The following is a 13,403-nucleotide window of genomic DNA, read 5'->3' as shown; positions in this document are numbered from 1 at the left end:
TGCGGGAAATCTAAAACGGAATGGTCAGGCAATATAGTCCTTTCTCTTGAACCGGCCTGGGCCCTGGTCATACTTTCCGATGGACGAAGTTGAACTGGATCAGCTTTCATCCGTTGTCTATGCTGAGTACAATCATATCGGCCGTTTCGGGAGGAAAAGGTGAGCGTCGTTAAAACTACCCTGTTTGCCGACCATATAGCAGAACTTGGCGAAGGCCCCGGCTACGATCCATTGAGCGGAAATGTCTGGTGGTTCGATATTCTCGGCCAGAACCTGATCGAGAAAAACTGGGACAGCGGTGAAATCCACGTCCATGCGCTGGGCATGAAGGCCAGCGCCCTTGCCGTCATCGATCGCGACCGCCAGTTGATCGTCAGCGAACATGGGCTGTTCATTCGTGAGCGGGCCAATGGGCGCCTGACACTTCATCATCCGCTTGAAGCCGATAATGAAATCACCCGTTCCAATGATGCGCGCGTGCACCCGTCAGGCTCGTTCTGGATCGGCACGATGGGCAAGAAGGCCGAGCCCGATGCCGGCTCGATCTGGTGGTATAGCGAAGGTCAGGTGAAAAAGCTTTTCTCCGGCATCACGATCACCAATTCGATCTGCTTTTCTCCCGACGGCAAGGTTGCTTATTTCGCCGATACGGATCGCAATATCATCTGGCGGGTCGACACGGACCCCGAAACCGGCTTGCCGATATCCGACAAAAGCGTTTTCCACCATCGGGCCGAAGAAGGCGGCATTGATGGCTCGGTCGTCGATGCGGAGGGCACGCTCTGGAATGCCTGCTGGGGCGGCAGTTCGCTCAATGCCTATTCGCCGCAAGGTCGCCTGATCCGCTCGATTTCACTGCCGGTGAAGCAACCTTCCTGCCCCGCTTTTGTCGGGCCGGATGCAGCGGTGATGATCGTGACCAGCGCCTATGAAGGTCTTGACGAGGAATCCCGCCGTTCGGACCCTCATGCCGGAAAGGTTCTGCAACTCGATCTGACGCTTGCCGGTCGTCACGATCCGCCGGTGCGGCTGTAGAAACCGAGTGGAAAAGGGCCCCTGCGGGCCCTTTGATTTTAGATACCTTCAACGATGACGATCTCGCCGTCAGCCACTGTCTGGCGGATCGCCTTCGCAGCCTGATATTCCGGCGAATTGTAGCAATCGAGCGCGTGCTGCATGGTTTCGAACTCGATGATTACATTGCGCGCGCGGCCCTGCCCTTCGACCGCGTCAGCCTTGCCGCCGCGTGCGATGAAATTTGCGCCATAACGCTCAAAGGCCGGTTTCGCCGTCGAAACATAATCCTTGTATCGCTCGGGATCGCGGACATCCACACGGGCAATCCAATAGGCTTTCGTCATATCCTCTCCTCCAGTCTTCACTCACGCAACGGAACGCATTTCTTCCAGAATGGCAAGGGCTGCCGCTTTGCGATCAACCGCGCCGACAATCGGGCGGGCAACGACCAGATGGCTGGCTCCGGCCTTCAAGGCATCGGCAGGGGTCATGACCCGTTTCTGGTCGCCTTTTTCCGAACCTGCGGGACGAATGCCCGGCGTGACAATGGCCATATCGGGCCCTACCGCCTGACGGATGGCAGCGGCTTCCACAGCGGACGCGACGACGCCACCCATACCGGCCTCACGGGCCTGACGGGCGCGTTTCAGCACCAGGGCTTCCGCATCGTCGGAATAACCGGCTTCCCGCAGGTCGGCATTGTCCATGGAAGTCAGGACCGTCACGCCCAGAAGGCAGAGGTCCGACCCTCTCGCGGCTTCCACCGCCGCACGCATTGCCTTTGGATAGGCATGAAGCGTGAGCATGGAAACACCCATCTTCGCAATATTCTCGACACCCTTCGCAATGGTATTGTCGATATCGAGCAGCTTCATGTCGAGGAAGACTTTTTTCCGCGCCGCCACAAGGCTTTTCGCGAAGTCGAGACCACCGGCAAAAACCAGCTGATAGCCGATCTTGTAGAAGGAAACAGCATCGCCCAGCTCTTCGACCGCCTTCTCCGCCTCAGCAATAGTCGGCACGTCGAGGCCCACGATCAGTTGATCGCGCAAATCTGTCGTCGTCATGAGAGTCTCCGTGGTGATTCTTACTCTCTTCGCACAACAGGCCCCGATACGAAAGAGACGCAATCAGCTTTTTGCTGCTTCCACCCGCGCGATGAGGCTGCGGCAGACAGCAGAAAGCATCCTGGCGTTTCGCTCTTCTTTCAGCGTACCATCCTCATTGAACGCCACCGATGCATGACCGACCGAACATTGCTCCGTGACGATCTGCACGCCGACATTCATCAGCACCGCACGCAAATGATATAGTCCACGCATGCCGGCAAAAGCGCCATCCGAACTTGAGCAGAGGCCCACTGTCAGACCGGCATAAGGCCTGAACGGCCTGTCTCCATCCCTCGAAATACGGCTCACCCAATCGATGGTGTTTTTCAGAAGCGGCGGGATCGAGGCGTTATATTCCGGCGAGCAGATCATCAGCCCATCATGTTCGGCGAACAGGCGGCCGAGCCTCATGGCGTTTTCGGGAACGCCATGCTCGTTTTCCAGATTCTGATCCATGATCGGCAGAGGATAATCTGCAAGCGTGATGCGCGTGACCTCGGCGCCCTGTGCCTGCAACTCCTTTTCGGCCGCATCCGCCATGTGGCCGGAAAAAGCGCCGATGCGGACCGAACCCGCAAAGACGAGAATACGTGCAGTCATGCCGAAACTCCGCGATTAAAAAATCTAGACCAGAGGGCTGCGATAAACCCAAAGCTGCGCCGGTGGCACATTGCGCACCACAAAATCATAGTGCTGGACGGTATAGTTGCCGCGACCGGCCGGAACCGGCGGCAAGGGACCATAGGTGATCTGCATCAGGGGCCGTCCGCGCGGAATGCGCGCAAGCAGGCTTTCCACGAGGTGAATGCGCCGGTCCGTAGGGAAATTGAGCATGGGAACGGCAGAAATGATGCAGTCGAATGTCTGGTCCTTCTTCTCCCCCAGCGCGGTATCCAGATCGAATGCGTCACCCTGAATGATATTGACCTCTGGAAAGATCGTATTCAGATGGTCCACGAAATCCTGGGAATATTCAATCGAGTAAAGATCGGCAGGTTTCACGCCCTGTTTCAGGATCGCCTTGGTGATGACGCCCGTACCTGGCCCCAGTTCCAGAACCGGAAGGCCGGAGCCCGTATCGATGACGCTTGCCATGCGTCTGGCGGTAATGGAACTCGTCGGCAAAATAGCGCCGACCGCTTTCGGCCCGTCTATCCATCCCTTGAAAAAACGGATCTCCTCATCGAACTTAGCGGCCAGTTTCCTGCCGAGCTGTCCTGCCATTCTTGCTGCTCCCATTGTCGTTATTAGACAAGTTTATGCCGCTTTGAATTCCCTAAGCAAGGCGGGAATAAGGAAAAGAACAAAAAAGGGAGCCGAAAGGCCCCCTTTATTACTCACCGATACCTTCGAAGAATTCCTTCATCCTTGAGAAGAACCCCGCGGATTTCGGGCTGTTCTCCTGAGAGGATAATTTTTCAAACTCTTCGAGCAGTTCACGCTGGCGCTTGGACAGGTTCTGCGGCGTCTCGATGTCGATCTGTATATAAAGATCGCCGACCGCTGCCTGTCGCAAAACCGGCATGCCCTTGCCCTTGAGGCGAAACTGCTTGCCGTTCTGCGTACCTTCGGGAACCTTCACGCGCGTCTGCGTGCCATCGAGCGTCGAGACTTCGAACTGGCCGCCAAGAGCCGCCGTCGTCATCGAAATCGGCACCTTGCAATAGAGGTCCGAGCCGTCACGCTGGAAAAACTCGTGCGGCTTGACCGAAAGGAAGATGTAGAGATCGCCCGCCGGACCGCCACGCATGCCGGCTTCCCCTTCACCGGCAAGACGGATGCGGGTGCCATCCTCGATGCCAGCCGGAATATTGACCGACAGGGAACGTTCCTGCGTGACGCGGCCCTGACCATGGCACTTGCCGCAAGGGTCCTTGATGATCTGGCCGCGACCGTTACAGGTCGGGCAGGTGCGTTCCACCGAGAAGAAGCCCTGGGCAGCGCGCACGCGGCCCGAGCCGGAGCACATGGTGCAGGTGGTCGGCTGGGACCCGGCCTTCGCGCCGGAGCCGGAGCACTCGTCGCAGGTGATGGAGGTCGGAACGCGGATCTGCGCGGTCTTGCCCGCATAGGCTTCTTCCAGCGTTACTTCCATATTGTAGCGAAGATCGGCGCCGCGTTCGCGACCGCCATTGGAACGGCGGCGACCGCCGCCCATCATCTCGCCGAAAATATCTTCGAAGATATCGGCAAAACCGCCTGCGCCGCCAAAACCATTGCCGAAGCCGCCACCCATGCCGCCATTTTCAAAGGCTGCATGGCCGAACCGGTCATAAGCGGCACGCTTCTGCGGGTCCTTCAGCGTTTCGTAAGCCTCGCCGATTTCCTTGAACTTGCGTTCAGCTTCCGGATTATCCGGATTGCGGTCCGGATGATATTCCATGGCGAGTTTGCGAAAGGCTGTCTTCAGCGTCTTGTCGTCTGCTGTTCGTTCAACACCCAGAGCTTCGTAGTAGTCGATCTTCATCAGTTCGTTATCCCGGCGACAGGAACGCGCCTTTTGTTTTCACGGACATCGTATCCCGAAACCGGTCCCCAGATTCGCGCGACACGCCCCAAAGCGTTCAACACTTGCCAGGGCCCAGCGTTTCCAATTGTTCATTTATCAAAGTGTCTTCCGGCAAACATGCCGGAGCGGCACCTCGGGTTCCAGCATCAACACCCACTTTGTCCGAAACCGTCTCATGCTTTTCAAGATGTATGCAGGCCAGAGCGATTTTTCAAACAGAGGCTGATTTCCGGTTTCAACCGACACTGGCCCATGTGCAGGCTTATACAGCCTGCGAATATGAACATTCAAAACCGGCAAAAGCCCGGGGCGAAACCCCGGGCTTTTGCGTATTGGGTCTGGAATTACGACTTCTTCTTGTCGTCGTCGATTTCTTCATAATCGGCGTCGACAACATCGTCGTTCGAAGCGGCAGCCTCTTCGCCAGCGCCGGCAGCTCCGGTTTCAGCAGCCTGAGCGGCTTCGTACATCGCCTGACCAAGCTTCATGGACGCTTCTGCAAGCGCCTGCGTCTTGGCCTTGATGTCCTCGGCATCGTCGCCTTCAAGCGCGGTCTTGAGGCTTGCCAGCGCATCCTCAATGGCCTTCTTGTCATCAGCCGAAACCTTGTCACCATATTCGCCCAACGACTTTTCAGTCGAGTGAACGAGGCTTTCGCCCTGGTTCTTGGCTTCAACGGCATCGCGACGCTTCTTGTCGGCTTCGGCATTCGCCTCGGCGTCCTTGACCATCTTTTCGATGTCGGCATCGCTCAAACCACCGGATGCCTGAATGCGGATCTGGTGTTCCTTGCCGGTGCCCTTGTCCTTCGCCGTCACGTTGACGATACCGTTGGCGTCGATGTCGAAGGTCACTTCGATCTGCGGCACGCCACGCGGTGCGGGCGGAATGCCGACGAGGTCGAACTGGCCGAGCATCTTGTTGTCCGCAGCCATCTCACGCTCGCCCTGGAAGACGCGGATCGTCACGGCCGACTGATTGTCCTCGGCGGTAGAGAAGGTCTGCGACTTCTTGGTCGGGATCGTGGTGTTGCGTTCGATCAGACGGGTGAACACGCCGCCCAGCGTTTCGATACCCAGCGAAAGCGGGGTCACGTCGAGCAGCAGAACATCCTTGACGTCGCCCTGCAAAACGCCTGCCTGAATAGCCGCGCCCATGGCGACGACTTCGTCAGGATTGACGCCCTTGTGCGGCTCCTTGCCGAAGAAGGCCTTCACGACTTCCTGAATCTTCGGCATGCGGGTCATGCCGCCGACCAGGATCACTTCATCGATTTCGCCAGCCTTGAGACCGGCATCCTTCAATGCCGCCTTGCAAGGTTCGATGGTGCGCTGGACGAGATCGTCGACCAGGCTTTCGAACTTGGCGCGCGACAGCTTGATGGCAAGATGCTTCGGACCGGACTGGTCGGCCGTGATGAACGGCAGGTTGACTTCGGTCTGCTGCGAGGACGACAGTTCGATCTTGGCCTTTTCGGCAGCTTCCTTGAGGCGCTGCAAAGCAAGCTTGTCGTTCTTGAGGTCTATGCCGCTTTCCTTCTTGAACTCGGAAACGAGGTATTCGACCAGACGCATGTCAAAGTCTTCACCGCCGAGGAAGGTGTCGCCGTTGGTCGACTTCACTTCGAAGACGCCGTCGCCGATTTCAAGGATCGACACGTCGAAGGTGCCGCCGCCAAGGTCGTAAACAGCGATGGTCTTGCCATCGTTCTTGTCCAGACCATAAGCGAGTGCGGCAGCAGTCGGCTCGTTGATAATACGCAGCACTTCAAGACCGGCAATCTTGCCGGCATCCTTGGTTGCCTGGCGCTGCGCGTCGTTGAAGTAGGCCGGAACGGTGATGACCGCCTGCGTGACCGTTTCGCCGAGATAGGATTCAGCGGTTTCCTTCATCTTCTGAAGGATCATCGCAGAGACCTGCGACGGGGAATATTTCTTGCCGTGGACTTCCACCCACGCATCGCCATTGTCGCCCTTGACGATCTTGTAAGGAACAAGATCCTTGTCCTTGGTGACCATCGGGTCGTCAAAACGGCGGCCAATCAGGCGCTTGACAGCAAAAATGGTACCTTCCGGATTGGTCACGGCCTGACGCTTTGCAGGCTGGCCGATGAGACGTTCGTCACTGTCGGTGAATGCAACGATCGAAGGGGTTGTACGCGCGCCTTCGGCATTTTCGATGACCTTCGCGTTCTTGCCGTCCATGACGGATACGCAGGAGTTGGTCGTTCCCAGATCGATACCAATAACTTTAGCCATATTTCTCTCCATTCAGCAAACCGCCAAGACCTCTACCGAGCGTTCCATGGGCGGTTCCTACAGATTTCACAATGCTCTTTTCACGATGCTTGTCCAGATTTCCAACCGGTTTTCGGACGCGCATCAATGCCCTGTGCGAGGCGTATATAAGAAACGCGGTTTTTCACTGCAAGTCACAACAGCCAAGCTGAAGCAGATTCCGCACCCGCAAACACTGACAGGCCCCTGTCGACGTGTGAAATAATGTGCGCGGACCGTCATACCATAGCCGATCCGCCGTCTTTTGCCGCGCGGTAGATCGCGTCGATGAATTTCTGGTTCGCCTTTGAATTTTCGAGCGAGAAAAGCAGTGCCTCCTTGTCGCCGCGCGCAGCGCGCACAAAGCTTTCCGCCTGAAGCTGATAATGATTGGCGTCGCCGAACGACCATTCCGTGGCCTTGGTGTGGCCGGCATCGAAAAGCGCGATGCTGCCGTGACCATATTTGCCGGTGTTGAACGGCGCATAGACTTCGATGAAGCCCTTGTCGCCATGAAAAACCATCGTCTGGCGCGCGCCAAGCTGTGTCGCGACATAGAAAGTCAGGTCAAATCCGTCGAAGCGGGCCGAAACATTGGCATAGCGGTCCGTACCGAAGGCCGGGTCGTATTCCACCGATGCCTGAACCGATACCGGTTCCTGACCGCTCACCATGCGTGTCACCACGGTCGGGTAAACACCGATATCCGGCAGAGCGCCGCCGCCCAGCTCCGGCTGGTTGCGCATATTGCCCGGATCGACATTGAAATAGGAAAAAGCGCCCTGCACATGGCGAAGCTTTCCGATGGCGCCTTCGGCCAGAAGTTCCCGCAGCTTGATCCATTGCGGATGGTAATAGACCATGAACGCTTCCGCAATCGTGACCTTATGCCTGTCACGCGCTGCGACGAGCCGGTCGATATCGTCGGCCTTCAGCGCAATCGGCTTTTCACACAGGACATGCTTGCCCGCTTCAGCCGCCTTGAGGCTCCATTCAATGTGCTGCGAGGTCGGCAATGGAATGTAGACGCCGTCCACTTCCTTGCTGGCCAGCAATTCCTCATAGGAACCGAATGCCAGCGGCGCGCCAAAACGATCGGCGACAGCACGCGCACGCGACTGGTCCCGGCTTGCTATGGCATGAACGACACCATTTTCGGAGGCGCAAAGTGCTGGAATCACCTGCGTGACACCGATCTTGGCAGTCGAAAGAATACCCCAACGAAACATGCTATTCCCTCTTTTTATCAGGAGCTCAATCCGGCATGTCCCAGCTCTGCACGGTCAGTTCCGGCCAGAATTTTAGGGCGCGGGCGGCCTTGATCTCATGTGTTTCGCGGTTATCGATGGCACGATTGGGCCGAATGCGAAACGAAAAAATATCATCGAGGCCAAAAGGGGCATGGATGAGCAGCCCCTGATCCGTGGCCTCATTGTCTTTCGCCAGCCGCGCGCCCACGCAATGGGCGATCGTCGCATAGCGCCCTATCGATTCGGTCGCGGAACGAAGCGGCGCATAAGGCTGCCCGAAGCGTTTTTCGAACCACAGATGCACCCGCGCCTGATTGCGTATCTCCACCGGAAGCGGGAATTTGCGAAATATCTCAACCCCGCGCGCGATGACCGCATCCTCGGCTTCCCAGGAAAGATTGCCGTCATCGAAATAGATGATGTCGATATCCTTGATCCCGTTCAGGGCTGGCCGCCCGGTCAGTTGGTTCCAGACGGAATTATAGAGCGCGCCCGACACCATCCAGAATTCGGACATTTCTCCCGCCAGTTCTTGCATCCGATGCAGCGCATCGTTGAGCATCGGACTTTCCAGAACCATCCGTGAAAAGATATCGCTCTGCCGTGCGGGCGATAAGCCAGCATAACGCAGATGTTTCGCCATCCCCTTCATGGGCCGTTTCCCAATACAAAAGTATAAGCCCGCCAGTTGGCGGGCTTATCGTCAGTCTATCCGCGAAGAACGCCGCCGGTCTGCTTGGCAACGCTGGCGACGATCTGTTTCGACAGCGTCTCCAGGTCCTCATCGGTCAATGTCCGATCCTGTGGCTGAAGCAGCACTTCAACCGCAATCGACTTCTTGCCTTCGCCAAGCGAAGCGCCGGTGAAGATATCAAAGACCTGAACGCCGACGATCAGCTTCTTGTCGGCGCTAGCGACCGCCTTCACGACATTTCCGGCTTCCACGGCTGCATCCACCACGAACGCATAGTCGCGCTTGAGGCTCTGGAACTGCGACAGGTTCAAAGCGGGCTTGGTGCGGGTGCTTTTCGCCTTCGGTTCCGGGATCGCATCCAGATAGACCTCAAAGCCGCAGAGCGCACCGGAAACGTCGAGCGCTTCCAGCGTATCCGGGTGGAATTCGCCGAACGTGCCGAGGACGACCTTCGGTCCGAGTTTCAAGGTGCCCGAACGGCCCGGATGGAACCATGCAGGACCACCGGCTTCGATCTGGATACGATCGACCGGCGCACCGGCAGCTTCCAATGCGGCCAAAGCATCGGCCTTGGCGTCGAACACGCCGACCGGGGCGGCATTGCCAGCCCAGAAACGGCCCGAGCCATCAACCTTTGCCGTGCCGCGGCGCACGCCGCCTGCAACGCGGCGTTGCTTGTCCGGCGTATCGCCTTCATAGATGCCCGAAACCTCGAACAGCGCCGTGTCACTGAAGCCGCGATCTGCATTGCGCTGGGCTGCGGCCAGCAGGCCCGGCAGAAGCGACGGGCGCATGTCCGACATATCGGCGGCAATCGGGTTGGCAAGCTTCAGTTCCGGCTTGCCGCCGCCGAATGCCTTGGCCTGCGTTTCGGAAATGAAGGAATAGGTCACGGCTTCCATCATGCCGCGCGAGGCAAGCATGCGGCGGGCGTGGCGCGTGCGGATCTGCAACGTGGTCAGGATACGACCGTTCACCGCGCCATGGCTTGGCAGGGGCTGCGGGTCGATCCGGTTGATGCCGTGGATACGCATCACTTCTTCCACGAGATCAGCCTTGCCTTCCACATCGCCGCGCCAGCTCGGGACCGTCGCCTTGATGGTCTTGCCGTCGCCTTCCACACGGAAGCCGAGGCGCTTCAGAATATCGAAGGCATCCTCATAGGAAACATCGAGCCCGGTCAGGCGCTTGACCTCCGTGACCGGGAAATCGATCACGCGCGGCGTGTGCGGCTTGTAACCGACCACATCGAGAACCGTCGGCTGACCGCCGCAAAGTTCCAACACCAGTCTGGTCGCAATTTCCGCGCCGGGGATCATCATTTCCGGGTCCACGCCACGCTCGAAGCGGTAGCGGGCATCCGTGACGATGCCAAGTTCGCGCCCCGTGCGGGCAATCATGCGCGGGTCCCAAAGAGCGGATTCGATCAGCACATCGACCGTGTTTTCATCGCAGCCCGAATGCTCGCCGCCCATGATGCCGGCAATCGATTCGGCACCGTTTTCATCAGCGATCACATACATGCCCGGCTTGAACTTGTATTCGCGCTGGTCGAGGCCGAGAATGGTTTCACCATCCCTCGCCGCACGGACCGTCAGACTGCCCTTGACCTTGGCCGCGTCGAAGACGTGCAGCGGACGGCCCTGATCGAAGGTCACGTAATTGGTGATGTCCACCAGCGCGTTGATTGGACGCAGGCCAATGGCCTTCAGGCGCTGCTGCATCCATTTCGGGCTTGGGCCGTTCTTCACGCCCTTGACCATGCGCAGTGCAAAGCCGGTGCAGAACGGATTTTCGGCATCCTGATCCAGAACGACCTTGACCGGCGTTTCGCCCTCGCCCTTCACCGCTTCCGGCAACGTATCTTTCAGCACACCAAGACCGGCTGCGGCCAGATCGCGTGCAATACCGCGAATGCCGGTGCAATCGGCACGGTTCGGCGTGAGGCCGATTTCAATCACCGCATCATCCAGACCGGCATAGCTTGCGAAGCTGGTGCCCACCGGCGCATCTTCCGGCAAATCAATGATGCCATTGTGTTCGTCGGAAAGCTCCAGCTCGCGCTCGGAGCACATCATGCCAAAACTTTCGACGCCGCGAATCTTGCCGACAGAGAGCGTAACGTCGAGGCCCGGAACATAGTCGCCTGGACGGCCCAGAACACCGACCAGACCGGCGCGCGCGTTCGGTGCGCCGCAGACGACCTGCACCGGCTTGCCGTCGCCCGTATCGACGCTCAGCACCTGCAACTTGTCGGCATCGGGATGGCGCGTTGCCGTCAACACCCTGGCAATGGTGAAAGCCTTGAAGGCAGCGCGGTCATCGACCGATTCCACTTCAAGGCCGATATCGGTCAGCTTTTCGACGATCTGTTCCAGCGTCGCATCGGTTTCAAGGTGATCCTTGAGCCAGGAAAGCGTGAATTTCATTTGTCTTGTCCCTTCCTGTCCTTACGCGCTCAGTCCGCCGAAAAGCGTCGGAATGTCGAGCGGACGGAAACCGTAATGTTCGATCCAGCGCACATCGGCATCGAAAAAGGCGCGCAGGTCCGGCATTCCGTATTTCAGCATGGCGATACGGTCGATGCCCATGCCCCAGGCAAAACCCTGATAGATTTCCGGGTCATAGCCCGACATGCGCAGGACATTCGGATGCACCATGCCGCAGCCCAGAATTTCCAGCCAGTCATTGCCCTCGCCGAACTTCACATGCGGACCGGAGCGGTCGCACTGGATGTCCACCTCGACCGATGGCTCGGTGAAGGGGAAGAAGCTTGGGCGCATGCGCATCTTGACCGAAGGCACTTCGAAGAAGGCCTTGCAGAACTCTTCCAGCACCCATTTCATATTGGCGACATTGGCCGACTTGTCGACGACCAGACCCTCGACCTGATGGAACATCGGCGAATGGGTGGCATCGGAATCCATGCGATAGGTCTTGCCGGGAATGACGATGCGGATCGGCTCGTCACGGCCTTCCCTGTCACGGATCGCGGCAAACTTCTCCATCGTGTGGACCTGTACCGGAGAGGTATGCGTGCGCAAAAGTTTGCGCTCACCCTTCTCATCCGGGTTGAAGAAGAAGGTGTCGTGCATTTCACGCGCCGGATGACCTTCGGGAAAGTTGAGCGCGGTGAAATTGTAGTAGTCGGTTTCGATATCCGGACCTTCGGCAATCGAGAAACCCATATCGGCGAAGATTGCCGTAATCTCGTCGATCACCTGCGAGATTGGATGGATGCGTCCGCGTGATGCAGCGCTTTCGCGCACCGGCAGCGTCACATCGACCTTTTCACGCTCAAGGCGCGCTGCAATCGCCTGTCGGCGCAATTCCGTCTTGCGCTCGGTCAGGGCATCGGTGACGCGGTTCTTCAGGCCGTTGATGGCCGGGCCCTGTAGCTGGCGCTCTTCCGGCGTCATTGCGCCCAGCGTCTTCAGCTTTTCCGAAACCGTGCCCTTCTTGCCAAGCGCGGCCACACGCACGGCCTCGATGGCCTGCTCATCCGCGGCTGCGGCAATGTCATCGAGAATCTGGCGTTCGAGTTGTTCTAGCTCACTCATTGTTTCAATCCCAGTCGTGCCCGCAGCACTCCAAATATTTCGTTCTGAAGCCAAAGAAGCGTTGTCGTCACTCTCTTTGGCCTGATTGGCGAGACGCATCAAGATTGGCGTCGAAAAATTCCATCGCCTGCAAAAGCCGTCTTCCATCGCCGCCAAGAAAAATGCGGCGACACAGCCTCAGCGGCGCGATGGTAAATCGGAAAAATCCGACGATTTTCCTCAGTTCCGGAATCACCTCGGCGGGTGCGGCCGCGCAATAGGCCGCGAGCGCCTGCTGCGATGTCCCGGTGAGACGTGCCTGCGCCGCGATCTGGAAAAACAGAAGCCACACATCGCGCGCCTGTGCGGTGGCCAGCGGCATGACCGCTTCCGGTTCCTCTTCGAAATCCAGAAAACCGGCAACACCGTTCCTCTCGAAGAAATCGCGCGGATGCGGACGTCCGTGGCAAAGCCCTGCCGCATGGGCCTCGCCCAAGGCACGGGCACACTGGACGAGAAGCGTATCGTGCTCCAGCGGATCACCATGGCGCAAATGATTGAGCCGATCCTGGATGATCGGCGCGACGTCGCTTAGAACCATCACCGCCGCCTGACGGTAGACGACCCTCGGCACCTGAAAGCCCGCCCGCAGAAAGGCGCTCATCTTGCGCTCTTCACGATCGGCCAAGCCCGCCCGGCCGACATCCTTGGGGCTGCGCAGGAATGGATAGGGAAGGAGCGGCGAAATCAGGCTGTGCAGGCGCTTGGGAAGCGGTCGCCTCTCGGCATCATAGCGCTTGATCCAGACACGATGACCACCAATGACAGCGCTGGAAATGCGCTTGCCCTGGCTCTGGACGAGCAGAGCCAGCAGGTTGCGGAGATCATCCGCATCCAGATCCAGCCTCAACTTGCCCGGTTCGTCCTTCATCTGCGCCCCTGCATGAGAAAACCCGCGCCAGCCGAGCCAGCGCGGGTCCCCAAATTTAACGATAGTGCTTGGGAAAGG

The 13,403-nt window shown here is 58.3% G+C and carries 12 protein-coding genes; 1 reads left to right on the top strand and 11 read right to left on the bottom strand.

Annotated features, from left to right (window positions below):
- Window positions 1–159 precede the first annotated feature (159 nt).
- Window positions 160–1,035, top strand: coding sequence for an SMP-30/gluconolactonase/LRE family protein (locus tag AVM02_RS13935; protein ID WP_411507520.1), 876 nt, complete (start codon window positions 160–162; stop codon window positions 1,033–1,035).
- 38 nt (window positions 1,036–1,073) lie between these two features.
- On the opposite strand, the gene AVM02_RS13930 is transcribed toward AVM02_RS13935, so the two are convergent.
- The 11 genes from AVM02_RS13930 to AVM02_RS13880 all read right to left on the bottom strand — a co-directional run bounded on the left by AVM02_RS13930 (window position 1,074) and on the right by AVM02_RS13880 (window position 13,325).
- The gene (locus tag AVM02_RS13930) at window positions 1,074–1,361 is read right to left on the bottom strand and encodes a DUF1330 domain-containing protein (protein ID WP_411507519.1); all 288 of its coding nucleotides are present in this window, start codon (window positions 1,359–1,361) and stop codon (window positions 1,074–1,076) included.
- Between the two features lie 21 nt (window positions 1,362–1,382).
- Entirely contained in the window at window positions 1,383–2,084 is a 702-nt protein-coding gene (pyrF, locus tag AVM02_RS13925; RefSeq protein WP_411507518.1) for an orotidine-5'-phosphate decarboxylase, read from the bottom strand.
- A gap of 63 nt (window positions 2,085–2,147) precedes the next feature.
- The gene (locus AVM02_RS13920; protein ID WP_411507517.1) at window positions 2,148–2,726 is read right to left on the bottom strand and encodes an NADPH-dependent FMN reductase; all 579 of its coding nucleotides are present in this window, start codon (window positions 2,724–2,726) and stop codon (window positions 2,148–2,150) included.
- A 24-nt stretch (window positions 2,727–2,750) separates the two neighbouring features.
- On the bottom strand, window positions 2,751–3,350 hold the full coding sequence (gene pmtA / locus AVM02_RS13915; RefSeq protein WP_411507516.1) for a phospholipid N-methyltransferase PmtA: 600 nt from the start codon (window positions 3,348–3,350) through the stop codon (window positions 2,751–2,753).
- Between the two features lie 109 nt (window positions 3,351–3,459).
- On the bottom strand, window positions 3,460–4,593 hold the full coding sequence (dnaJ, locus tag AVM02_RS13910; RefSeq protein WP_411507515.1) for a molecular chaperone DnaJ: 1,134 nt from the start codon (window positions 4,591–4,593) through the stop codon (window positions 3,460–3,462).
- A gap of 386 nt (window positions 4,594–4,979) precedes the next feature.
- Window positions 4,980–6,893: a molecular chaperone DnaK gene (gene dnaK / locus AVM02_RS13905; RefSeq protein WP_411507514.1), complete on the bottom strand. Its 1,914-nt coding sequence runs from the start codon at window positions 6,891–6,893 to the stop codon at window positions 4,980–4,982.
- Between the two features lie 257 nt (window positions 6,894–7,150).
- Window positions 7,151–8,140, bottom strand: a complete 990-nt coding sequence (locus AVM02_RS13900) for a Gfo/Idh/MocA family protein (RefSeq protein ID WP_411507513.1) — start codon at window positions 8,138–8,140, stop codon at window positions 7,151–7,153.
- A 25-nt stretch (window positions 8,141–8,165) separates the two neighbouring features.
- A complete protein-coding gene (locus AVM02_RS13895) occupies window positions 8,166–8,813 on the bottom strand; it encodes a nucleotidyltransferase family protein (protein WP_411507512.1) in 648 nt (215 codons plus the stop codon).
- A gap of 56 nt (window positions 8,814–8,869) precedes the next feature.
- Complete coding sequence (gene pheT, locus AVM02_RS13890) at window positions 8,870–11,284, bottom strand: phenylalanine--tRNA ligase subunit beta (protein WP_411507511.1); 2,415 nt, start codon at window positions 11,282–11,284, stop codon at window positions 8,870–8,872.
- 21 nt (window positions 11,285–11,305) lie between these two features.
- Entirely contained in the window at window positions 11,306–12,415 is a 1,110-nt protein-coding gene (gene pheS / locus AVM02_RS13885; protein ID WP_411507510.1) for a phenylalanine--tRNA ligase subunit alpha, read from the bottom strand.
- 67 nt (window positions 12,416–12,482) lie between these two features.
- Entirely contained in the window at window positions 12,483–13,325 is an 843-nt protein-coding gene (locus AVM02_RS13880; protein ID WP_411507509.1) for a serine/threonine protein phosphatase, read from the bottom strand.
- Between the last annotated feature and the right edge of the window lie 78 nt (window positions 13,326–13,403).

It is taken from the genome of Brucella anthropi (assembly GCF_046630315.1).
GTDB lineage: Bacteria > Pseudomonadota > Alphaproteobacteria > Rhizobiales > Rhizobiaceae > Brucella > Brucella anthropi_A.
This window is presented reverse-complemented; position numbering and strand designations above follow the sequence as displayed.